At 62.7% G+C, this 22,681-nt stretch carries 18 protein-coding genes and 1 other RNA gene; all 19 read left to right on the top strand.

Going from position 1 to position 22,681, the window contains the following annotated elements; translation table 11 throughout:
- The first annotated feature begins 430 nt into the window (after positions 1-430).
- The 19 genes from rnpB to ftsZ all read left to right on the top strand — a co-directional run bounded on the left by rnpB (position 431) and on the right by ftsZ (position 22,516).
- Positions 431-799, top strand: an RNA gene (gene rnpB, locus ACRC0P_RS05210) — RNase P RNA component class A.
- Between the two features lie 265 nt (positions 800-1,064).
- Positions 1,065-1,298, top strand: a complete 234-nt coding sequence (locus ACRC0P_RS05205; protein WP_438628725.1) for an AbrB/MazE/SpoVT family DNA-binding domain-containing protein — start codon at positions 1,065-1,067, stop codon at positions 1,296-1,298.
- Positions 1,295-1,696, top strand: coding sequence for a type II toxin-antitoxin system VapC family toxin (locus ACRC0P_RS05200; RefSeq protein ID WP_438628724.1), 402 nt, complete (start codon positions 1,295-1,297; stop codon positions 1,694-1,696). The genes ACRC0P_RS05205 and ACRC0P_RS05200 overlap by 4 nt, the downstream gene beginning before the upstream one ends.
- Positions 1,697-1,860: 164 nt before the next feature.
- A complete protein-coding gene (locus ACRC0P_RS05195; protein ID WP_438628723.1) occupies positions 1,861-3,909 on the top strand; it encodes a TonB-dependent siderophore receptor in 2,049 nt (682 codons plus the stop codon).
- A gap of 27 nt (positions 3,910-3,936) precedes the next feature.
- Complete coding sequence (locus ACRC0P_RS05190; protein ID WP_438628722.1) at positions 3,937-5,133, top strand: DUF1624 domain-containing protein; 1,197 nt, start codon at positions 3,937-3,939, stop codon at positions 5,131-5,133.
- A gap of 745 nt (positions 5,134-5,878) precedes the next feature.
- Positions 5,879-6,322, top strand: a complete 444-nt coding sequence (gene mraZ / locus ACRC0P_RS05185; protein WP_438628721.1) for a division/cell wall cluster transcriptional repressor MraZ — start codon at positions 5,879-5,881, stop codon at positions 6,320-6,322.
- A 231-nt stretch (positions 6,323-6,553) separates the two neighbouring features.
- Positions 6,554-7,495 (top strand): 16S rRNA (cytosine(1402)-N(4))-methyltransferase RsmH, encoded by a 942-nt coding sequence (rsmH, locus tag ACRC0P_RS05180; protein WP_438628720.1) that lies wholly within the window; start codon positions 6,554-6,556, stop codon positions 7,493-7,495.
- Positions 7,492-7,773, top strand: a complete 282-nt coding sequence (gene ftsL / locus ACRC0P_RS05175; RefSeq protein WP_438628719.1) for a cell division protein FtsL — start codon at positions 7,492-7,494, stop codon at positions 7,771-7,773. The genes rsmH and ftsL overlap by 4 nt, the downstream gene beginning before the upstream one ends.
- Before the next feature lie 7 nt (positions 7,774-7,780).
- Entirely contained in the window at positions 7,781-9,541 is a 1,761-nt protein-coding gene (locus ACRC0P_RS05170) for a peptidoglycan D,D-transpeptidase FtsI family protein (RefSeq protein ID WP_438628718.1), read from the top strand.
- Positions 9,538-11,040, top strand: coding sequence for a UDP-N-acetylmuramoyl-L-alanyl-D-glutamate--2,6-diaminopimelate ligase (locus ACRC0P_RS05165; RefSeq protein WP_438628717.1), 1,503 nt, complete (start codon positions 9,538-9,540; stop codon positions 11,038-11,040). The genes ACRC0P_RS05170 and ACRC0P_RS05165 overlap by 4 nt, the downstream gene beginning before the upstream one ends.
- Positions 11,037-12,410, top strand: a complete 1,374-nt coding sequence (locus ACRC0P_RS05160; RefSeq protein ID WP_438628716.1) for a UDP-N-acetylmuramoyl-tripeptide--D-alanyl-D-alanine ligase — start codon at positions 11,037-11,039, stop codon at positions 12,408-12,410. Before ACRC0P_RS05165 ends, ACRC0P_RS05160 begins: the two co-directional genes overlap by 4 nt.
- A gap of 11 nt (positions 12,411-12,421) precedes the next feature.
- Positions 12,422-13,507 (top strand): phospho-N-acetylmuramoyl-pentapeptide-transferase, encoded by a 1,086-nt coding sequence (gene mraY / locus ACRC0P_RS05155; protein ID WP_438628715.1) that lies wholly within the window; start codon positions 12,422-12,424, stop codon positions 13,505-13,507.
- Between the two features lie 175 nt (positions 13,508-13,682).
- Complete coding sequence (murD, locus tag ACRC0P_RS05150; RefSeq protein WP_438628714.1) at positions 13,683-15,149, top strand: UDP-N-acetylmuramoyl-L-alanine--D-glutamate ligase; 1,467 nt, start codon at positions 13,683-13,685, stop codon at positions 15,147-15,149.
- Complete coding sequence (ftsW, locus tag ACRC0P_RS05145; protein WP_438628713.1) at positions 15,146-16,363, top strand: putative lipid II flippase FtsW; 1,218 nt, start codon at positions 15,146-15,148, stop codon at positions 16,361-16,363. The genes murD and ftsW overlap by 4 nt, the downstream gene beginning before the upstream one ends.
- Positions 16,363-17,454, top strand: coding sequence for an undecaprenyldiphospho-muramoylpentapeptide beta-N-acetylglucosaminyltransferase (gene murG / locus ACRC0P_RS05140; protein WP_438628712.1), 1,092 nt, complete (start codon positions 16,363-16,365; stop codon positions 17,452-17,454). The genes ftsW and murG overlap by 1 nt, the downstream gene beginning before the upstream one ends.
- Before the next feature lies 1 nt (position 17,455).
- The gene (gene murC / locus ACRC0P_RS05135; protein WP_438628711.1) at positions 17,456-18,916 is read left to right on the top strand and encodes a UDP-N-acetylmuramate--L-alanine ligase; all 1,461 of its coding nucleotides are present in this window, start codon (positions 17,456-17,458) and stop codon (positions 18,914-18,916) included.
- A 246-nt stretch (positions 18,917-19,162) separates the two neighbouring features.
- A complete protein-coding gene (locus ACRC0P_RS05130) occupies positions 19,163-19,894 on the top strand; it encodes a cell division protein FtsQ/DivIB (RefSeq protein WP_438628710.1) in 732 nt (243 codons plus the stop codon).
- A gap of 82 nt (positions 19,895-19,976) precedes the next feature.
- A complete protein-coding gene (gene ftsA, locus ACRC0P_RS05125) occupies positions 19,977-21,212 on the top strand; it encodes a cell division protein FtsA (RefSeq protein ID WP_438628709.1) in 1,236 nt (411 codons plus the stop codon).
- Between the two features lie 107 nt (positions 21,213-21,319).
- A complete protein-coding gene (gene ftsZ, locus ACRC0P_RS05120; RefSeq protein WP_438628708.1) occupies positions 21,320-22,516 on the top strand; it encodes a cell division protein FtsZ in 1,197 nt (398 codons plus the stop codon).
- Positions 22,517-22,681: the final 165 nt, after the last annotated feature.

Here is a 22,681-nt window from a genome sequence, read left to right as displayed (position 1 = left end):
GATTACATCTTGTCGGCGCCAAAGGCGACCACGTAGAGAAGCCTGAAACTCAGTAACAGCTGTCCAGTGCAAAAACCAGATTAGTGGTTGACTTCAGGGGCCGCTTTAGAGAAGCGGCCCATGGCCGCGATCGATCTCGCTAACAGAGCGCGCAACCGCCCGATTGCTATGGTGCCTGCTCCGGGCTCTGGACTCTGTAGCCAGTTCAGTGGCGGCCCTGCTGCCGGGGGCTGTTTGCCGGACACGGGCTAGGCGCCCCCCCGTAAATACATCCCTGCGGCAAACAGCCCCCGGCATCAGGGCCTTCGATTCAAACTCCGCGATACTTTTGGAGTCCCGAGTCCCGAGTCCCGAGTCCCGAGTCCCGAGTCCCGAGTCCCGAGTCCGGATATCCCTTGCATCCCCCCTCCCGCCACATTACCCTTCGCCGCGAGCTGGCCGGACAATCGCTGTCGCTCCGCTTTCGGGTGGGGCGGTGGAGGAAAGTCCGGGCTCCACAGGGTGGGACGCCAGGTAACGCCTGGGAGGCGCGAGCCTACGGAAAGTGCAGCAGAAAGGTAGACCGCCGATGGCCCGCGAAAGCGGGCACAGGTAAGGGTGAAACGGTGCGGTAAGAGCGCACCGCGCAGCTGGCAACAGTCTGCGGCGATGGTAAACCCCGTCCGGAGCAAGACCAAATAGGCCCCCTACAGGTGTGACCCGCACTGGGGGCGGGTAGGTCGCTTGAGGTGTGTGGCGACACACATCCCAGATGAATGATTGTCCTCGACAGAACCCGGCTTACAGGCCAGCTCAACGATTTCGTCACCTCCCGCGGTTTTACTGCGGGAGAGCGACGGTTCGCGACGCCATACCGGCTATAGAATTGCGAATCGGGCTTCCCCTCAGAAATCCTCAATATTTTCAAAACCTTAGAAGGGAATACTTTTCCCTGGCGCCTTTTCCGACAGCGGGAATGGTATCTCCTTTTCCTGTTGGTATTTGTAGAGGCCGGGTCGACACTTGTGGCGGTCCATCTCAGGTATTACCATCAATGGCATAGGTAATACATTGAGATCGAGCCGATGAGCAAAGTTACCCAGAAGGGGCAGGTACTTATTCCCAAGGCAATACGGGAAAAGCTGCATATCGTCCCGGGAAAAACGGAAGTGACGTGGGAGGAAGTTAACGGGCGTGCGTGCCTGGTCGTTGTGGAGGAGGAAGACCCGCTGGCGGCCGTTATTGGTATAGCCAAAGGCAAGGGTCTGCGGATGACCGCGGACGAGATAATGGACCTCAGCCGGGGAAAGGACAGGTGATACTGGTAGATTCCTGTGTGTTGATCGACATATTTACTGAGGATGCCGATTGGTTCGAGTGGTCTGCGTCTGCCACGAGAGCACAGATTGCAAACGGGGAAGACCTGATAATCAATCCGGTTATCTACAGTGAGATCAGTATCGATTTTGATACGCCCGCAGAGCTGGATTCCGTATTGAATGCGATCCGCGTATCGATTCAGGAAATTCCGAGGGAGGCACTGTTTGATGCCGCCCGGGTATTCACAAAATATCGGAAAAACAGCGGCGCCAAAACAAGCACAATGCCGGATTTTTATATTGGCGCACACGCGAAGGCGGCGGGAGCGGAAGTGCTTACCAGGGATGTGCGGCGATTCAGGACCTATTTCCCCGAAGTCATGTTGATCTCACCATAGCGAAAAGACGGGTTGCGGACTTGCCCGAAACGGGCTCCAGCCCTTATTATGTTATGATGTATCATAATGTTTTTGAGTCCCATCCCATGTTTACAAATAAGAAGTCACTGTCCCGTCGCTCAATTTTCGCGAGCGCTGCCTGCCTGATAGGCGCTTCTCCCGCCTTGTCCCAGGAACCGCCCCAGGGGGAGTTGGAAGAGGTGGTCGTGGTCTCCCAGAAGCAGCCCTACCGCGGCGATACGCCGCTGGAATCCCTGCCGCAGGCGATACAGGTTCTCTCCGGTGATTCGCTCGCCGAAATGGGCGTTGTGGAGTTTCAGGGTGCGCTGGATTTCGCCAGTGGCGTGGCGCGCCAGAATAATTTCGGCGGGCTCTGGGACAGTTTCGCCGTCCGCGGCTTTGCCGGTGACGAAAATGTACCCTCCGGATACCTGATCAATGGCTTCAATGCCGGCCGGGGCTTTAGCGGTCTCCGGGATATCTCCAATATCGAGCGCATCGAGGTGATGAAAGGTCCCGGTTCGGCGCTGTACGGGCGCAGCGAACCGGGCGGAACCATCAACCTGGTCACGAAGAAGCCTCAGTTTGAAACCGACGGCTATGTGCAGGTCTCGGCCGGGCGCTACAACTCCCTTCGGCTGGAAGGGGACTACACGGGGGCGCTGACGGACAGTATCGCCTTCCGGCTCAACGGCGCCTACGACGAAGCGCAGGGCTACAGGGATACCGAGCCGCACAAGTACGCGTTGAACCCCTCCCTGCTGTTCAACCTTTCCGACGGCACCTCCCTGTCGTACGAACTGGAACTGGTGGAGCAGGAGGCGCTGTTTGACCGCGGCATCGTCGCCATCGACGGCGACCCGGATGTGCTGCCGGTGAGCCGGTTCCTCGGCGACCCGCAGAACGGACCCATAGAAATCGAGGCCGCCGGCCACCAACTGGTATTGCAGCACCAGTTGGACGGCGGCTGGCAGCTGCTGGCGGGACTGGGCTACCGGGAGTCCTCCTTCGAGGGCTACTCCGCCGACGCCGAACTCTCCGCCGGGCGGCAGCTGCTGCTGGAGGACAGCAGGACATTGACCCGGCAGCGCCGCTACCGGAATTTCGACGCGGAGGACCTTTCCGGCCGCCTGGAGCTGACCGGTTCCTTCGACACCGGCGGTTTCACCCACCACCTGCTGGTGGGGGTGGACACTTACGAATTCGAGCTGGATACCCTCCAGCGCCGCTGGCGGGTAGGCTTCGCCTCCATGGACCCCACCTATTCGATCGATATCTTCGATCCGGTCTACGGCGGCGAGCAGCCGCTGCCGGCATCGCAGTCCGACAGGCTCGAAGAGCAGAGCGCCCGGGGCATCTACGTCCAGGATCAGATCGACCTGGGGGAGCAGTGGAAGATGCTGCTGGGGATGCGCTACGACGATTTCGACCAGCAGATCACCAACCGCCTGGCGGACACCCGTGGCTCAGAATCCCAGACCGCCACCAGCCCGCGCGCCGGGCTGGTGTACGAGGCAACGCCCAACCTGTCGCTATACGCCAGCTACGCGGAGGGCTTCAGGCCGAATACCGGCTCCGATTTCTCCGGGGAGGCGTTCGATCCGGAGGAGAGCAAGTCCTATGAAGCCGGTGTCAAAATGTCCACGGAGGATGGCCGCCTGGGGGGGACCCTGGCGGTATTCAGGGCGGAGAAGTCCAATGTGCTCACCGCGGACCTGGTCAACGGCGGCTCCGCCGCCCTGGGCGAGGCGGAGAGCCGCGGTGTGGAATTCGACCTGTCCGGGGAAATCGCCGAAAACCTGCGCCTGCAATTCACCTACGCCTATGTGGACGCCGAGACCGGCAGGGACGTAACCGACCGCGACTGGATTGTAGACATACCCGCGGGCAGCCGCCTGATCAATATTCCCGAGCACAGCGGCAGCCTGTCGTTCGCGCGGGATTTTGAAATCGGTGGCGCGCCGGCAATGCTGGGACTGGGGGTCCACTATGTGGGCGACCGGCTGGGAGAAACCATCGACCCCGACTATATTCTGCCGGAGTACACCCTGGTGAACCTGTTCGCCTCTTATTCGCCGGTCGACAAGCTGAAATTTTTTGCGAATGTCGACAACCTTCTGAACGAGCGGTACTACAGCAGTTCCTATCACAAATGGTGGACCATGCCCGGCGCCCCGCTTACTTATACCCTCGGCATGCGTTACAGTCTGTAATGCAATGCGATAGGGAGCGTCGATTCCATGAATAGCAGTTCAACAACAGTACCGGCTTTCGCTTCGGCCACCGCGGCCTCGGAGGAAGTTGTCACCAACTCGCGTATCGCATCGATCGATATCATGCGCGGGTTGGTAATGCTGGTGATGTTGGTGGACCACGTGCGGGAAAGGTTCTTCCTGCATATGCAGGTTTCCGATCCGATGGATGTGAACGGCACCTCGCCCGGGCTGTTTTTTACCCGCTTGTCGGCGCACCTGTGCGCACCCACTTTTATATTTTTGACCGGCCTGTCCGCCTGGCTGTACGCCCATCCGGCGAGGGGAGGGTTCCGCTCGCCGAGCGCTTTCCTGTTCAAGCGCGGACTTTTTCTGTTGTTCGTCGAGGTGGCGCTGATCAATTTTTCCTGGCTCGGCAGCTATCACACCCTGTGGCTGCAGGTTATCTGGGCCATTGGCCTCAGCATGATCGTGCTCTCTCTGCTGGTAAAACTGCGCTACTGGATGATCGGCGCCTTGGGTTTTCTGATCGTGTTCGGCCACAACCTGCTGACCCCGATCAGTTTTTCTCCCGGCGAATTCGGTTACAGCTTCTGGACCATACTGCACGACCGAGGCTTCCTGCTGGACAGAGAAACCCTGCGCATCAAGATCAGCTATCCGGTGCTGCCCTGGATCGGCGTCATTCTGCTGGGATATTTTGCCGGACCCCTCTACGCGCGGACGGTGGAGCTCGCGCGCCGCCGGAAAACTCTGCTGGTATTGGGATTCGGTTGCCTGGCGCTGTTGCCGGTGCTGCGCGGCTTTAATCTCTACGGCGAAACGCTTCCCTGGGTTACCGGGCAGACTGCGCTGCAGACGTTGATGTCCTTTGTCAATTTCACCAAGTACCCGCCGTCCCTGTCGTTCCTGCTGATGACCCTCGGTGCGATGTTTTTGTTGCTGGCGTGGTTCGAAAACCGCAGCGGCAGAATGCCCGATATATTGGAGACCTTCGGTTCCGCGCCGATGTTTTTCTACATCCTGCACCTCTACGTCCTGCTGGTCGGCTACGAGATCCTGCTGGCGATTTTCGGTCCCAACCATGGCGAACGCTTCGGTGTCGACCACCTCTGGTGGATCTGGCTGATCGCGGGACTGTTGTCGGTGCTGCTCTATTTCCCCACCCAGGCCTTCGCCCGCTTCAAGCACGGCACCAACCGCACCTGGGCCAAATACCTCTGAGAGCCTGTTTGCGAGCTATGGTGCTGCACGTCCAGCGCGGGGTCGGGAGGGGCGCCTCTTTCCGGGACACGGGCTGGGCGCCCCCCTTAAATACGTCCCTGTACGCTCGTAATCGGCATCCCCGCCTCATACGGTCCCGAAAAGAGGCGCCCCTCCCGACCTGGAGAGTTCTTCGCGAGATTCTAAACAGGCTCTGACGAGTGCGGCCGCGCCCTGGTTGGGGCAGCGGTCAGCTTCCGGAGCCTGTCCATCTACCTTTACCTTGCGGCTCCTTCCCCTCCGTTCCGCTGCCGAAATGAACCTGGCGGGAAAAGCATTCCCGCTCGCGCTCTTCCCTCTGCCCGTTGAATTTACCGCCATGCGGCCAAAACTCTGTTAGTGTTTGCTAACAAATATGGGTCCAATCCCATCGAGGCCGAAGTTAAAGTAATATCTCACCTTGGATAAGTAAGTGCTTGCTTCACGGCGCAATTGCGGTGCCGAAAACCCTCTGCCAGCTCACCGGTTACCCCCTGCAGGCCGCGAAATTACTGGGATTTCGCGGCAGTTTACCGTGGATTTCCTTGACTTTGTGCAGACCAGATTTATAGTGTCCTAAGTGGAAAAAAGTGGAAATTTGTGGAGTTTGGTGGTTTATTTGCGTTTGTAAGTGGGTATTCACCAGTGTGTGGATAAAAAATGCGCAAACCCCACGGCCACATAACGGTGCACCTACGGGTGTCTAAACAGCAGGCTTGGACAAAAAGTGTATCTGGGCAGCCACGCAATCAATATGGACGCCAAAGGGCGTCTGGCCATTCCGGCGCGGGTCCGCGACTCGCTGCTGGAAGATTGTGGCGGCCGCCTGGTGGTCACCGCCCATACGGAAGAGCGCTGCCTGCTGGTGTACCCGGAGCCCCAATGGCAGGAGATCCTGCCCAAGATCGAGGCCCTGTCCAGCTTCAACAAAGTGGCGCGCCGCGCCCAGCGACTGCTGATCGGCTACGCCTGCGAGCTGCAGGTGGACGGCAACGGCCGCGTACTGATTCCGCCGACCCTGCGCGAATACGCCGGCCTGGAAAAGAAACTGATGCTGGTGGGGCAGGGCAAGAAACTGGAACTGTGGAGCGAGGACCGCTGGATGGACTGGCTCGACAGCAGTGAGGGAGAGGGCGAGATGCCGGAGGAGATGGCATCGCTCTCTCTATGATGTTGTGGACTCGGGACTCGGGACTCGGGACTCGAAACGAGTAGACAAGCGTGATGCGAAGGCCCTGATGCCGGGGGCTGGTTGCGGGACCTTCTGCGGCCATGGATGGCCGTGGAGAGCGTACAGGGACGTATTCACAGCGTGTCCCGCAACCAGCCCCCGGTAGCAGGGCCGCCCGGGAGCCTGATATATCGCTCGGTACCCAAAATATATAGATAGGAGAAAAGCTGTTTGTCGCAAGAACTGCACCGCAGCGTGCTATTGCGCGAAGCCGTGGACGCCCTGGTCACCGATCCGGGCGGCTTTTATATAGACGGCACTTTCGGTCGCGGCGGACACAGCGCGGCGATCCTGCGGCGGCTGAACAGCGGGGGGCGCCTGCTGGGTATCGACAAGGACCCCCAGGCGGTGGCCTACGCCGGTGAACGCTTTGCCGATGACAGGCGCTTCAGCATCTGGCACGGCTCCTTCGCCACTATGGACGAGGCGGCGGAAGAACATCGCGGAGAAGTCAGCGGCATCCTGCTCGACCTGGGCGTGTCCTCACCCCAACTGGACCAGGCCGAGCGGGGCTTCAGCTTTATGCAGGACGGCCCGCTGGATATGCGTATGGATACCAGCCGCGGCATCAGCGCCGCGGAATGGGTCAACAGCGAGTCGGAAGCGGAATTGGCGCGGGTGTTCAGGGAATACGGCGAAGAGCGCTTCGCCCGGCGTATGGCCGCAGCCATAGTGCGGCGCCGGACGGAAAAGCCGTTCCGGCGCACCCTGGACCTGGCGGAAGTGGTCAAGGCAGCCAATCCCGCCTGGGAAAAGGGCAAGCACCCGGCGACGCGGGTGTTCCAGGCGATCCGTATCCATATCAATGGAGAACTGGAAGACCTGGAGCAGGCGCTGGAAAAATCGCTGCAACTGCTCGCCCCCGGCGGGCGGCTGGTAGTGATCAGCTTCCACTCGCTGGAAGACCGGCTGGTGAAGCGCTTTATCCGCGACCAGGAGCGCGGGCCGAAACTGCCCCGCGGCCTGCCGGTGATGGACAGCCAGATCGCAAGGAAACTGCGCTCCGTGGGCAAGGTAGTGCGCGCCGAAGCCGGCGAAGTGGACGAAAACCTGCGCTCGCGCAGTGCGGTAATGCGGGTGGCCGAAAGGTTGGGTGGAGAGAAACTGCCGTGAGCGGGAAGAGGATACTGGCGGTGGCCGCGCTATGGCTGGCCGCCATCGCCTCCTCGCTGGCGGTGGTGTACAGCACCCAGCGCAGCCGCGCACTCACTGCGGAGCTGGTGGAAGCGCAGCACACCCGCGATGAGCTGCGCTACGAACAGGAGCGCCTGCTGCTGGAGCGCGGCGCCTGGTCCGCCTACAACCGTATCGAACAGGTGGCGCGGGAAAAACTGAATATGCACGTACCGGCTCCCGAGGAGCGGGTATTGATTAGAAAGACCGAGGACTAGAGAGCAAATGGGCGCGGTGAAAAAGCAGCAACCACAACCGGGTATCGCCCGCTGGCGCTTTGCGCTGGTGGCGGCTCTGCTGTGCCTGCTTGCCCTGGCCCTGGTACTGCATCTCGCGCGCCTGCAGGTATTGCCGGAGGAGGAGCGTGGCTACCGCTTCCTCCAGGACCAGGGACGCGCGCGTACCATTCGCACCGAAGAGATCGCCGCCTACCGCGGCGCCATCGTCGATCGCAACGGCGAACTGCTCGCGGTGAGCACCCCGGTGCACAGCCTCTGGGCCAACCCCGAACTGCTGCGCGAAGCCGGCGCCGACGAATTGCGCCGCCTGGCTGCGGCCCTGGAAATGAAACCGGCGGACCTGGCCAAACGCCTGGAAAAATACCGCAACAGGGGATTCATGTACCTGCGCCGCCACCTGTCGCCGGACCAGGCGGGCAGAGCCCTGTCCCTGGATATCGCCGGCGTCTACAGCAAAAAGGAATACCGCCGCTTCTACCCGGCCGGCGAGGTGGTGGCCCAGTTGCTCGGCTTTACCAATATCGACGATCGCGGCCAGGAAGGGCTGGAACTGGCCTACGACCAGTGGCTATCCGGCGAACCCGGCTGGCAGCAGGTGGTAAAGGACCTGAAAGGTCGGACGGTGCAGGACCTGGCTACCGAGCGGGAGGCGCGCCCGGGCCGCGACCTGCGCCTGTCCATCGACATGCGCCTGCAGTATCTGGCCTACCGCGAACTCAAGCGCACAGTGGCCGAAAACGAGGCCAGCTCCGGCTTTATGGTGATTCTGGACACCCGCAGCGGCGATGTGCTGGCCATGGCCAGTCAGCCCTCCTTCAACCCCAACAACCGCGAGGGCGCCGCGGCGGCGGCCATGCGCAACCGCGCGCTGATCGACCAGTTCGAGCCGGGCTCCACCATCAAGCCGCTCACCGCGCTGGCGGCGCTGGAGAGCGGGCGCTATCGGCCGCACACGCCGATCGACACCAGCCCCGGCTATATCCGCCTGCCGGGCAAGACCCTGGTGGACCCGGTGAACTACGGCCAGCTGGACCTGACCGGTGTGATCACCAAATCCAGCCAAGTGGGCATCACCAAAGTCGCCATGGACCTGGAACCAAACGTGCTGCGCGAACTCTTTTACCGCCTGGGCCTGGGGGAGGCGGTGGGCAGCGGCTTTCCCGGGGAGGTGGCGGGCATACTGCCCAGCCGCAGCCGCTGGCACCCGATCGAGCGGGCCAATTTCGCCTTCGGCTACGGCATGACGGTGAACGCCGTGCAACTGGCCCACGCCTACAGCGTGGTGGCCAACGCCGGGCTCAAGCGCCCGGTTTCGCTGGTTTTATCCGGGGGTGAAAAAAACGAAGAGGCCGAGCGGGTGGTCGAGGCGCCGCTGGCGCGACAGGTGACCGCCATGCTGGAAACCGTGATCGGCCCCCGGGGCACCGGCAAGCACGCGGCCGTCGAGGGCTACCGGGTGGCGGGCAAGACCGGCACTGTGCACAAGGTAGGCAGCCAGGGCTATGTGGACAACCGCTACCGCTCGGTATTTGCCGGCTTTATCCCCGCGGACAGGCCGCGCCTGGCCGCGGTGGTGGTGATCGACGATCCCAAGCACGCCAAGTATTACGGCGGCGAAGTGGCCGCGCCGGTGTTCGGCGCGGTGATGGCCGGTGCGATGCGCCTGCTGCAGGTGCCGCCCGCCGAAGTGGCGTCGCCGGAACAGCAATTGGCCAGGCGATTGGAATTGAGAGGTACGAAATCGTGAGTCAGCGCAAGGTTTCCCTGTTGCAACTGGTGCCCGGCTACGCGGGCATCCCCGATATCCCGGTGACCGGAGTGGCGCTGGACAGCCGCAAGGTGCGCGCCGGCGACCTGTTTATGGCCCTGCGCGGCACCCTGGTGGACGGCCGCGACTATATCGATGCGGCAATAGCGGCCGGTGCCGGCGCGGTGCTGGCGGACGGGAACGAGCTGGGCAGCGAAACCCGCAACGGCGTGGAAGTGGCCTGCGTGCCGGGCCTGGCCAAGCGCGTGGGAGAAATCGCCGCGCGTTTTTACGATCACCCCACGGAGTCCATCCACCTGGTGGGGGTGACCGGCACCAACGGCAAGTCCACCTGCGCCTATTTGACCTCGCAGCTGCTGGCGCGGCACTTCGGCAGCGCCGCGGTGATGGGCACCATCGGCAACGGCGTGTGGAATGACGGCGAAATCGATCTCCAGGAAACCGGCCTCACCACCCCGGACCCGGTACATCTGCAGGCGGAATATGCGGAATTTCGCGATCGCGGCGTGCGCGCCGCGGCCATGGAAGTGTCCTCCCACTCGCTGGCCCAAGGCCGGGTACACGGGCTTATTTTCGACACCGCCATTTTCACCAACCTGTCCCGGGACCACCTGGATTACCACGGCAACATGGCCGCCTACGGCGCCGCCAAGGAAAAGCTGTTCGGCCTGCCCAAGCTCAAGCGCGGAATCATCAACCTGGACGACCCCTTTGGCGCGCAGCTGGCGGAGCGCTGCAGGCTGCGCAACCTGAAGGTGGTGACTTACGGCCTGCAGGCGGGTGACCTGCACGCCACCGACCTGCGCCGCCTGGACAGCGGTTTTTCCGTACAGCTCGCCAGCCCCTGGGGCAGCGGTGAACTGGTGGCGCCGCTGATCGGAGATTTCAATATTCACAATGCGCTGGCGGTGGTGGCCGCCGCGGCCGCCGGAGGAATGCCGTTCGACGATATTCTCTCGGCCTTTCCCCATATCCGCGCGGTGCCCGGGCGCATGGAGCGGGTACAGGTGGAGAGCGCGGACGAGGTTACCGTGCTGGTGGACTACGCCCACACCCCGGAGGCCCTGCGCGCGGCCCTGGCAGCGGCGCGCCCCTACTGCCGCGGCAGGCTCTGGTGCGTATTCGGCTGCGGCGGTGACCGCGACACCGGCAAGCGCGCACCCATGGGCCGCATCGCTTCGGAAATGGCCGATCGCGCCATCGCCACCAGCGACAACCCGCGCAGCGAGGACCCGCAAAAAATTATCGACGATATTCTCGAGGGCGCGGCCAGCAATATGGAAGTGGAAATCGACCGCGCCGTGGCCATTGCGCGCGCCGTGCGCGAGGCGCAGCCCGGCGACATAGTGTTGATCGCCGGCAAGGGCCACGAGGACTACCAGATTATCGGCGGGGAAAAAATTCATTTCTGCGACCGCGAACAGGCCGCCGCGGTACTGCGTGAGCGCGCCGCCGGCCAGACAGGAGCCACAGAGTGATCAACCCACTCACCCTGCAACAGCTGCAAGCCCGTTTCGGCGGCGAACTGGTCAACGGTTCGGTGCAGTTCGATCGCGTGTGCACAGACACGCGCGAGCTGGATGAGCAGGCGCTGTTCGTGGCCCTGAAGGGAGAGAACTTCGACGCCCACGACTTTGTCGGCGACCTGGAAGAGCGGGTGCTGGGCCTGGTGGTGGAACGGGAGATTCCCGGCAGTGCGCTGCCCCAGTGGATAGTGGAGGACACCACTGTCGCCCTGGGCTGGATAGGCCGGCTGTGCCGGGAGCAGTTCAACGGACGCGTGATCGCGATCACCGGCTCCTGCGGCAAGACCACGGTCAAGGAAATGCTTGCGGCGATTTTTGCCCAGCGCCACAACGCCTGTGTGACCCGCGGCAACCTGAACAATCAGTTCGGCCTGCCGATGACCTTGTTCGGCCTGCGTCCCGATCACGATGTGCTGATCCTCGAGATGGGCGCCAGCGGTCCGGACGAAATCGGCTATCTGTGCGGTATCGGCAAACCGCAGGTCAGCGCGGTGAACAACGTAAAGCCCGCACATGTGGAGGGCTTTGGTTCGGTGGACGCCATCGCCGCGGCCAAGGGACAGATCTACACCGGCCTGGAAAACGGCGGCACCGCGGTGGTCAACGACGATGACGGCTACGCGGATTACTGGCGCGGCCAGATGCCCGAGGGCATCCAAACCCTGGATGTGGGCCTGGGCCACGACTGTGCGATTCACGCCGACAATATTGAACTGGACGCCCGCGGCTGCGCCGCTTTCGATCTGGTGGTGGAGGGCCTGGCCCACCCGGTGCGGCTGCAACTGCTCGGCGAGCACAATGTGCACAACGCCCTGGTGGCAGCCGGCTGCGCCTTTGCCGCCGGAGTGCCCGCCGCAGAAATCGCCAGCGGCCTCAGCCAGTTGGGCAGTGTGGCCGGCCGCATGCAGACCCACGAAGGGCTCCAGGGCGCGACGGTGATCGACGACAGCTATAACGCCAATCCCGGTTCCGTGGCCGCGGCCATCGAGCTGCTGGCCCAGCGCCCCGGAAAAAAAATCCTGGTGCTCGGCGACATGGCGGAACTCGGCCCGGAAGCGGACGCCATGCACAGACAGGTCGGAGAACTGGCGCGGGAGCGCGGTATCGACACCCTGTTTACCCTCGGGTCGCTGAGCGCGGCGGCCAGCGTCACTTTCTGTGCCGGGCGGCAGAGGCCGCTGCACAACTACCGGGATAGAGCACCGCTGATCGCCGCGCTTTCCCATGAACTGAATAACGACACCACGGTGCTGGTGAAAGGTTCCCGCAGTGCCCGTATGGAGCTGGTAGTGCAGGCGCTGATCGAGCCCGGGAACGATTGAGAGGATAAGAGATGCTGCTCTGGCTGGCAGAAATTCTACAACAATATGTGAGCGCCTTTTCGGTGTTCAACTACCTCACGGTGCGCGCGATTTTTGGCGCGCTGACCGCGCTGGGGATTTCCCTGGTGGTGGGCCCGCGCATGATCACCTGGCTGAACCGCCTGCAGGTTGGGCAGGCGGTGCGCGACGACGGCCCGCAGACGCACCTGAGTAAGTCCGGTACCCCGACCATGGGTGGCGCCCTGATTCTCGCGGCGATTTTTTCCTCCGCGCTGCTGTGGTCTGACCTGGGTAACCGCTATGTGTGGGTGGTTCTGCTGGTCACTTTTATTTTCGGCGCCGTGGGTTTCGTGGACGACTATAAAAAAGTTGTGGAGAAAAACCCCCGTGGGCTTATCGCACGCTGGAAGTATTTCTGGCAGTCCATCGCCGGCCTTGGTGCGGCGGTATATCTCTATATGAGCGCCACCAGCCCGGCGGAAACCCAGTTTTTTTTCCCTTTCTTCAAGGACGTGGCAATCAACCTGGGGCCGGTGTCTTTTATCCTGCTGACCTATTTTGTGGTAGTGGGCTCGAGCAACGCCGTCAACCTGACCGACGGCCTGGACGGCTTGGCAATCATGCCCACGGTGATGGTGGGCGGTGCCCTGGGCGTCATCGCCTATCTCGCGGGTCACGTGGAATTTGCCAATTATCTGCATATCCCCTCGATTACCGGCGCCGGCGAACTCGCGGTCTTCTGCGCGGCGCTGGGAGGCGCCGGTCTGGGTTTCCTCTGGTTCAACACCTATCCGGCCCAGGTGTTTATGGGCGATGTGGGCGCGCTGGCGCTGGGTGCGGCGCTGGGGATTATCGCGGTGATCACCCGTCACGAAATCGTGCTGTTCATCATGGGCGGCGTCTTCGTGATGGAGACGGTGTCGGTGATCCTGCAGGTGGCGTCGTTCAAACTGACCGGCAAACGCATTTTCCGCATGGCGCCGCTGCACCACCATTTTGAACTGAAAGGCTGGCCGGAACCCCGGGTGATCGTGCGCTTCTGGATTATCACCGTGATATTGGTGCTGGCCGGTTTGGCGACCCTGAAGCTGCGCTAGCCACCGGATTGGATGGACCTGTAGGAGCCTGCTTGCAGGCGAATAGATCGAAGCTCCGATCCTTTCGCCTGCAAGCAGGCTCCTACAGAGATGGAAAGTAGGGTGCGCCGCGCGCACCAAACACAGTGACCGGTGCGCACGGCGCACCCTACAGACAACGTTAAACGAAAAACCAATGGCATTGATCGCAACCTCGGAGAAAAAAGTGGTTATCGGCATGGGCTCCACCGGTGTTTCGGTGGTGCGCTTCCTGCTGCGCGCCGGTTTTTCTCCCGTGGTTGTGGACAGCTGCAGCCAGCCGCCGGGGCTGGAGCAGTTTCAGTGGGAGTTTCCCCGGGTCCCGGTGGAAACCGGGCCGCTGAAAGAGGAGACACTGCTCAATGCCAGTGAAATTATTGCCAGTCCCGGCGTAGCCCTGAGCGAGCCCGCATTGCAAAAAGCCGTGGCCGAGGGCATCCCGGTTATCGGCGATATCGAGCTGTTTGCCCGCGAACTCAAAAAACTGCCGCAGCCGCCGGAGGTTGTCGCCATTACCGGTTCCAACGGCAAGAGCACCGTGACCACCCTGCTGGGCCTGATGGCCGAGAGGGCGGGGGTGGATGTGCGCGTGGGCGGCAATATCGGCGTGCCGGTGTTGGATCTGCTGGAGCCCTCAGCGGAGCAAGAAGAGCCCTCAGCGGAACAAAAAGAGCCCTCAGCGGAACAAAAAGAGCCCTCAGCGGAACAAGAGCCGTCGCCGCAGCTGTTTGTGCTGGAGCTGTCCAGCTTCCAACTGGAGACCACCGGCTCCCTGACTCCCACCGTCGCCACCATTTTGAATCTGAGCGCGGACCATATGGACCGCTACGAGAGCCTCGCCGACTACCATCGGGCCAAGCAGCGGATCTACCGGGGTGCGCGGCAGCTGGTGGTCAACCGCGCGGACCCGCTGACCCGCGGGCCCCTGTCGAAGGACAGCCGCGAGTGGAGTTTCGGCCTGGACAGGCCCGACCTGCAGCAGTTTGGCCTGTTGCAAAGCGAAGGTGAAGAGTGGCTGGTCCGGGGCGTGGAGAAACTGCTGCCGGTGGGTCAACTGGCGATGGTGGGCAGGCACAATGTGGCCAATGCGCTCGCGGCCCTGGCGCTGGGCTGCGCGGTGGAATTGCCCATGGAGGCAATGCTGTCCACCCTGCGCACCTTTAAGGGATTGCCCCACCGCTGCGAGCGGGTCCTGGACCTGGAGGGCGTTACCTACGTCAACGACTCCAAGGGTACCAATGTGGGTGCGACCCGCGCGGCGCTGGACGGCCTGGCCACCGGCAGCGCAAAAATCGTATTGATCGCCGGTGGCGACGGCAAGGGTGCGGACTTCGCGCCGCTGGCGGGGTCCTCTGCTGCGCTGCGCGCCCTGGTGACCATCGGTGTGGACGGCGACAGGGTCGCCGATGCATTTGCCGGGCAGTTGGAAAATCACCGCGCCGTATCCATGGAAGACGCGGTAGCCCGCGCGCGCGCGCTGGCACAGCCCGGCGACTATGTGCTGTTGTCCCCCGCCTGCGCCAGCTTCGATATGTACCGGAATTTTGAGGCGCGCGGCGACGATTTCCGCCGCGCCGTGGTCGAACTGGCCGGTGCCGGCGCTCCCAGGGGAGGTGCCGCGTGAGCCAGGTGGAAAAGACAGTGGATACCCGCTACGACTGGCTGCTGCCATTTTGCGTACTGGCGCTGGCGAGTATCGGCATCGTGATGGTGGCCTCCGCGTCCATCGCTTTCGCCGCGGATATTTATCAGGACCCCTGGTTTTTCCTCAAGCGCCACCTGTTATTTCTCGGCGTCGGAATCGCGGTTGCACTGGTGGTGAGCCAAGTGCCGCTGTCGGTGTGGTCGCGGTTGTCCTGGCCGCTGCTGTTGTTCGCCTGCCTGCTGCTGCTGGCGGTGCTGGTCCCCGGTATCGGCCGCGAGGTCAACGGCAGCCGACGCTGGTTGGCGCTGGGTGCGATCACCGTACAGCCGGCGGAGGTTGCCAAGTTCTGCCTGCTGGTGTTTTTCGCCAGCTTTTTGACCCGCCGCAACCAGCAGCTGCGCCACTGGAGCAGCTTTATGGTACCGGTGGTGATTCTCGGAGTGGTGGCGGTGCAGTTGCTGCTGCAGCCGGATTTCGGTTCCGTAGTGGTGATTTCCGGTACGGTACTGGCGATGGTTTTCCTCGCCGGCGCGCGCCTGCCGCATACATTTTTATTGGTGGGCCTGGCGGCTTGCGCGCTGGCGCTGATGGCACTGGTGAGTCCCTACCGGTTGCAGCGTTTGACCACTTTCCTGGATCCCTGGCGGGACCAGTTTGCCGGTGGCTACCAGCTCACCCAGTCGCTGATCGCATTCGGTCGCGGCGAATGGTTCGGAGTGGGTCTGGGCAACAGTGTGCAGAAATTGTTTTACCTGCCCGAGGCGCACACGGATTTTATTTTCGCGATCCTGTCCGAGGAGTGGGGCATGGCTGGCGGCCTGGTGGTGATTGGCCTGTTCGTTGCGCTCACCTGGTCGCTGCTGCGCCTGGTGCGGCAGGCCCTGGCGCAGCAGAAATTTTTCGCCGCGCTGCTCGCTTTCGGTATTGCGGTGCTGCTGGCAGGGCAGGCGTTTGTAAATATGGGTGTGGCTTCGGGCCTGCTGCCCACGAAAGGGCTGACCCTGCCGTTCGTCAGCTCCGGCGGCAGCAGCCTGGTGGTTTGCTGCGCGCTGTTCGCGCTGGCGCTGAGGGTGCAGTGGGAACTGAGCAGTGCCGTGGACAGCGGGATGTCCGGTGAAGACAAGGTACGCCATCTGCCGATATTCAACCCGCTGCAGCTGGGCGACCGCAGTATCAAAGGGGAGGCGGCCTGATGGACGAAAATGCAGCGCCGTTCTCCGGAAAAAAATTCCTGGTCATGGCCGGCGGTACCGGTGGTCATGTATTTCCCGCGCTGGCGGTGGCGCGCGCGTTGATCGATCGCGGCGCGGAGGTGGAGTGGCTGGGTACCGAGCGGGGTATTGAGGCGCAGCTGATTCCCGAGATGGGGATTCCACTGCACTTTATCACTGTGGAAGGGGTGCGCGGCAAGGGCAGGTTGGCCCTGCTGAAGGCACCGCTGCAAATTTCCCGCGCGGTCTGGCAGGCGTGGGGGATCGTAAAAGAGATGAAACCGGATGCGGTGCTGGGTTTTGGCGGTTTCGCCACCGGCCCCGGCGGCGTGGCTGCGCGACTGTGCCGCGTACCGCTGATTATTCACGAGCAGAATGCGGTGGCGGGTACCACCAACCGCCTGCTGGCGCATATCGCCAGCCGCGTGCTGGAGGCCTTTCCCAGCGGGCTTCCCGGCGGCCACCAGGTGGGCAACCCGGTGCGCGCGGAGATCGCGCAGCTGCCGGAACCGGCCGCGCGTATCGCTCGGGAACGGCCGTTGCGGCTGCTGATACTGGGCGGCAGCCTGGGTGCGGTGGCCATCAACGAACTGGTGCCGCAGGCGGTATCGCTGCTGGACGAATCATTGCGCCCGCGGATTGTGCACCAGGCGGGCCAGCGCCACCTGGACGTGGCGCGCGAAGCCTACCTGCAGTCGGATGTGCAGGCGGAAGTGGTGCCGTTTATCGCGGATATGGCCGCAGCTTACGCAGGTGCGGATCTGATTATCTGTCGCTCCGGCGCATTGACTGTTTCGGAAATCGCCGCGGCGGGTGTGGGCGCGATTATGGTGCCTTTCCCCTTCGCCATCGACGACCACCAGACCAGGAACGGCGAGTGGTTGCAAAAGGCGGGAGCGGCAGTGGTGATACAGCAGGACACACTGAGCGCGGAGAAGCTGGCGGAGCTGCTGAAAGAATTTTTGACGCAGCCGGAAAAATTATTGGCGATGGCCGAGGCGGCCCGCCGGGTAGCGAAAATTGATGCGACGGAGCAGGTGCTTGCCGCCTGTCGCGAAGAGATAGGGTGTTGATATGTCTCTGGTAGAACCCACAGTGCAACAAAACCGCTACAGCGTGCCCGCGATGCGGCGCATTCGCCGCATCCATTTTATCGGTGTCGGCGGTGCCGGCATGAGCGGTATCGCCGAAGTGCTGCAGAACCAGGGCTACGAGGTTTCCGGTTCCGACCTGCGTGAATCCCCGGTGACCGGGCGGCTTCGCGAGCTGGGCGTAAAAGTCCAGATCGGCCACAGCGAGGATAATATTCGCGGGGTGGATGTAGTGGTGAATTCCTCTGCAATTCACGGTGACAACCCGGAACTGGCGGCGGCGCGGAAGAAGCGTATACCCGTGGTACGCCGTGCGGAGATGCTGGGCGAGTTGATGCGTTACCGCTACGGCATCGCGGTGGCCGGCACTCACGGCAAGACCACTACCACCAGTTTGATCGCGTCGATTTTCGCCGCGGACAAGAAAGATCCGACGTTCGTGATCGGCGGTCTGGTGAACAGCGCCGGCGCCAATGCGTCATTGGGAGAGAGCCGCTACCTGATCGCCGAGGCGGACGAGAGCGATGCCTCTTTTGTCCACCTGCAGCCGATGGTGACGGTGGTGACCAATATCGATGCCGACCATATGGAGACTTACGGCGGCGACTTCGAAAAGGTCAAACAGATATTTATCGATTTCGTGCACAACCTCCCGTTCTACGGCCTGGCGGTGGTGTGCGGCGACGACCCCAATGTTCGCGAGGTGATACCGCAGCTGTCGCGGCCGGTGTCCACTTACGGTTTCGAAGAGGGCAATGATTACCGCATCCGCGAGGTGAAGCGGGAGCCGCTGCGCAGCCATTTCAGTGTGCAGCGTCCGGACGGCGGCCTGCTGGACGTGTGTGTGAACACCCCCGGTATTCACAATGTGCTGAATGCCACTGCGGCGATCGCCGTGGCCACCGACGAGGGGATCGGGGACGATGCCATTCGCGAGGGGTTGCGGGGATTCCAGGGCGTGGGCCGGCGTTTCCAGATCTACGGTCACTATTCCGTGACCGACGACGGCGATGCGGCAAAGGTCATGCTGGTGGACGACTACGGCCACCATCCGCGGGAAGTGGCGGCGACGATTCAGACAGTGCGCGACGGCTGGCCGGAGCGGCGTCTGGTCATGGTCTACCAGCCGCACCGCTACACCCGCACGCGGGACCTGTTCGAGGATTTTGTGCATGTGTTGTCGCAGGTGGATAAGTTGATCCTGTTGGACGTGTACAGCGCCGGCGAGTCGCCCATTCCCGGTGCGGATGGCCGGACCCTGGCGCGGAGCCTGCGCAATCGCGGCCAGGTGGACCCGATTTTTATCGAGGAAGTGGAGCAGGTGCCTCCGGTGCTCGCGGACCTGCTGGAGCCGGGCGATATCGTGCTGACCCAGGGGGCCGGCAATGTGGGCACACTGGCGCAGCAGCTGGCGGCCTGGCGTCTGGGCGATAGAGAAGAATGATGAATGCGGACAAATTTGTCGGGAACAAATTTGGACAGCCGAAGGCTGCCCGCGTAGGGGGTGAGGCACAGGGATGTGCCTCATCAATGCGGAATGGATTGCGGAACTTTGTAGGAGCCTGCAAGCAGGTTCCTACAAGGGAGTAGCCGTAGGATGGGCAAAGGAGCGAAGCGACGTGCCCATCAGGCCGCTCCACGGGGCGCTGGTCGGCGCACGGGCGGCGAAAGCAACAGCCGGCTGCGTCCCTTGCTGCTCGCGATAGCGGCCGTCGCCCTGCTGGCGGGCCTGAGTTATACGGGGCTGTGGCTGTGGCAGCGGGCACCGGTTGCGGAACTGAGCCGGGTGGATGCGCTGGAGCATGTGCGGGTCGAGGGCCCGTTTCGCGCGGTGAGCCAGCGCGAGGTGGAGGAAATCCTGTTGCCGTTTTTACAGCGGGGTTTTTTCTCCCTGGACATAGCTGCGATACGCGAAGTGCTGTTGCAGCACCCCTGGATCGTCGGCGCTTCGGTCAGCCGGCGCTGGCCCCGGGGCGTGGAAGTACAGGTGGAAGAGGCGCGCCCACTGGCGGTCTGGGGAAAGGATAAATTGCTGGTAGCCAGCGGCGAACTGCTGCCGCGACCGCCGGGAATGCACACCGGTCGCCTGCCGGAGCTGGCGGGAGACGAGGAACTGGTGGAGCGCATCATGTCGCAGTATCGGGCGCTGGCGGGGCTGCTGACCACGCGGGAAATGGAGGTGAAGCGGTTGTCCTTCGACGATCTGGCCGGCTGGGACCTGGAGCTGGTTTCCGGCATGGAGCTGCGCCTGGGGCACGATGAGCTGCTGGAGCGGGTAAACCGTTTCCTGAGCCTGGGCCGGGGAGTACTGGCGCCGCACCTGGGAAAAATCGCGCGGGTGGACACGCGATACAGCAATGCTGTTGCGGTTCGTTTCAGAGAACAGAAGACAGAGGCCAAAAAACCGAAGGCAGGGGAATGAAGAAGAGAATAAGAGGTTGCGCAATGCACATTCTGACTTCTGTCATCCGTCCTCTGACTTCTGAAACCGAGGTTGGTAAAAAATGACACAAGCATCCGATCACCGCATGATCGTGGGTCTGGATATCGGCACATCCAAGGTGGTCGCCATCGTCGGCGAGGTCTCCGGCGGCGGCGAGTTGAATATCGTCGGTATCGGCTCGCACAGATCCACCGGAATGAAAAAAGGTGTGGTGGTGAATATCGAATCCACGGTGCAATCGATTCAGCGCGCGGTGGAAGAGGCGGAGCTGATGGCCGGCTGTGAGATTCACTCGGTCTACGCGGGCATCGCCGGCAGCCATATCCGCAGCCTGAATTCCCACGGCATAGTGGCGATCAAGGATCGCGAGGTGACCCAGCAGGACCTGGACCGGGTTATAGATGCCGCGCGGGCGGTGGCCATTCCCGCGGACCAGAAAATTCTGCACACGCTGCCGCAGGAGTTCCTGATCGACAGCCAGGAAGGAGTCAAAGAACCGCTGGGGATGTCCGGTGTGCGCCTGGAGGCGAAGGTGCACCTGGTCAGCGGCGCGGTGAACGCGGCACAGAATATCGAGAAGTGCATTCGCCGCTGCGGCCTGGATGTGGAGGACGTCATTCTGGAGCAGTTGGCCTCCAGTTACTCGGTGCTCACCGAGGACGAAAAGGAGTTGGGCGTTTGCATGGTGGATATCGGCGGTGGCACCACGGATATCGCCGTGTTCACCGGCGGTGCCATCCGCCACACGGGGGTGATTCCCATCGCCGGCGACCAAGTGACCAACGATATCGCCATGGCCCTGCGCACGCCCACGCCCCATGCAGAGGAGCTGAAAATCAAATACGCCTGCGCCCTGGCCAAGCTGGCGCGGGAGGACGAGACCATCAAGGTGCCCAGCGTCGGCGACCGCGCGCCGCGGGATCTGTCGCGGCAGGCGCTGGCCGAAGTGGTTGAGCCGCGTTACGACGAGCTCTTCACCCTGGTGCAGGCGGAACTGCGCCGCAGTGGCTTCGAGGACTTGTGCGCGGCGGGCGTGGTGCTCACCGGCGGCTCCTCGAAGATGGAAGGCGCGGTGGAACTGGCGGAGGAAATTTTCCACATGCCGGTGCGCCTGGCGGTGCCCCAGGGCATTGCCGGCCTCACCGATATCGTGAGCAACCCGATTTATTCCACCGGCGTGGGCCTGCTGATGTACGCCATGCAGCGGGAGGACAGCAGTGACGCAAAACCTCGCCCGGCGCGCAGCGAAAACCAGTGGTGGGACAAGGTGAAGCACTGGTTCCGCGGGAATCTTTGATGAATGCGGAATTAATTCGACCGCGTAGGATGGGCAAAGGGCAGCGTGCCCATCAATAAATCAGGAACGAACAAAAATTTTGGCATGAGCAAAAAAGGGGAACAGCAATGTTCGAACTAGTCGATAGCGTACAGGACAAACCTGTCATCAAAGTGATCGGCGTTGGCGGCGGCGGCGGCAATGCGGTGAGGCATATGATCGTCAGCGAAGTGGAAGGTGTGGATTTCATCTGCGCCAACACCGACGCCCAGGCGCTGAAGGATATCCATGCGCGCACCATCCTGCAGTTGGGCAACAACATCACCCGCGGCCTGGGTGCCGGTGCCAACCCGGAGGTGGGTCGCCAGTCGGCCCTGGAGGACCGCGAGCGTATCGCCGAGGTGCTGCAGGGTGCGGACATGGTGTTTATCACCGCGGGTATGGGTGGCGGTACCGGCACCGGCGGCGCGCCGATCGTGGCGGAGATCGCCAAGGACCTGGGTATCCTCACCGTGGCGGTGGTGACCAGACCGTTCAAGATCGAGGGGCGCAAGCGCGCGCAGGTGGCCGAGGAGGGTATCCTCGAACTGCGCGACAAGGTGGACTCGCTGATCAGTATCCCCAACGACCGCCTGCTGGAGGTGCTGGGCAGCAAGGTGACCATGAAGGGCGCCTACCAAGAGGCTGACAATGTGCTGCTGGGCGCAGTACAGGGTATCGCCGACCTGATGATCCGCCCGGGTATCATGAACGTGGACTTTGCCGATGTGCGCACCGTGATGTCCGAGATGGGCATGGCGATGATGGGCTCCGGCTCGGCGGTGGGCGAGAATCGCGCCCGCGAGGCGGCGGAGAAAGCAGTGCGCAGCCCGCTGCTGGACAACGTCAACCTGCAGGGCGCCCGCGGCATCCTGGTGAATATCATCACCGGCAGCGAAGAGGGCGGCTGCCAGGAACTGACCCTGGGCGAGTACTCGGAAGTGGGCGAAATCGTGCAGGAGATCGCCTCCGACGACGCTACCGTGGTGATCGGCACCGCGGTGGACGACAAGCTGGGGGACGAGATGCGGGTCACCGTGGTGGCCGCGGGTTTGGGTGAAGGCGCCCAGCAGGCGGGCCCTACCAAAGTGGTGGACAACACCGCCCGCCGCGCGGAAATGCGCGATACCCGCGATTCCTCGGCTCTGGGTGGCCGCGAGAGCGCAGACAACCGCGGGCGGGTGGAGAGCGAGCGTCCCAAACGCCCGGCGCCGACGCTGAATCCGGCGGATGCCGATATGGAGTACCTGGATATTCCCGCGTTCCTGCGCCGGCAGGCGGATTAGCCCTGGGACCGCGGAGCTCCAGCTCCGCATGCGGGCCGCAGGCCCGCCGGTGGTGGATGCGCTTCGCTTATCCACCCTATGGAACTCGGGACCCGGGACTCGGGACTCGGGACTCGGTAGGGTGCGCCGTGCGCACCGCTGGGCCCGCCGGTGCGCACGGCGCAC

The organism is Microbulbifer sp. (assembly GCF_051659245.1).
GTDB lineage: Bacteria > Pseudomonadota > Gammaproteobacteria > Pseudomonadales > Cellvibrionaceae > Microbulbifer.
Note: the sequence above shows the minus strand (reverse complement) of the source record. Positions and strands in the feature narration are given on the sequence as shown.

Bases quoted from the DNA above. Each gene is read 5' to 3' on its own strand.
- ACRC0P_RS05205 (WP_438628725.1), top strand. From the start codon at position 1,065: ATGAGCAAAGTTACCCAGAAGGGGCAGGTACTTATTCCCAAGGCAATA.
- ACRC0P_RS05190 (WP_438628722.1), top strand. From the start codon at position 3,937: ATGAATAGCAGTTCAACAACAGTACCGGCTTTCGCTTCGGCCACCGCG.
- ACRC0P_RS05170 (WP_438628718.1), top strand. From the start codon at position 7,781: ATGGGCGCGGTGAAAAAGCAGCAACCACAACCGGGTATCGCCCGCTGG.
- mraY (WP_438628715.1), top strand. From the start codon at position 12,422: ATGCTGCTCTGGCTGGCAGAAATTCTACAACAATATGTGAGCGCCTTT.
- murD (WP_438628714.1), top strand. From the start codon at position 13,683: ATGGCATTGATCGCAACCTCGGAGAAAAAAGTGGTTATCGGCATGGGC.
- murG (WP_438628712.1), top strand. From the start codon at position 16,363: ATGGACGAAAATGCAGCGCCGTTCTCCGGAAAAAAATTCCTGGTCATG.
- murC (WP_438628711.1), top strand. From the start codon at position 17,456: ATGTCTCTGGTAGAACCCACAGTGCAACAAAACCGCTACAGCGTGCCC.
- ftsA (WP_438628709.1), top strand. From the start codon at position 19,977: ATGACACAAGCATCCGATCACCGCATGATCGTGGGTCTGGATATCGGC.
- ftsZ (WP_438628708.1), top strand. From the start codon at position 21,320: ATGTTCGAACTAGTCGATAGCGTACAGGACAAACCTGTCATCAAAGTG.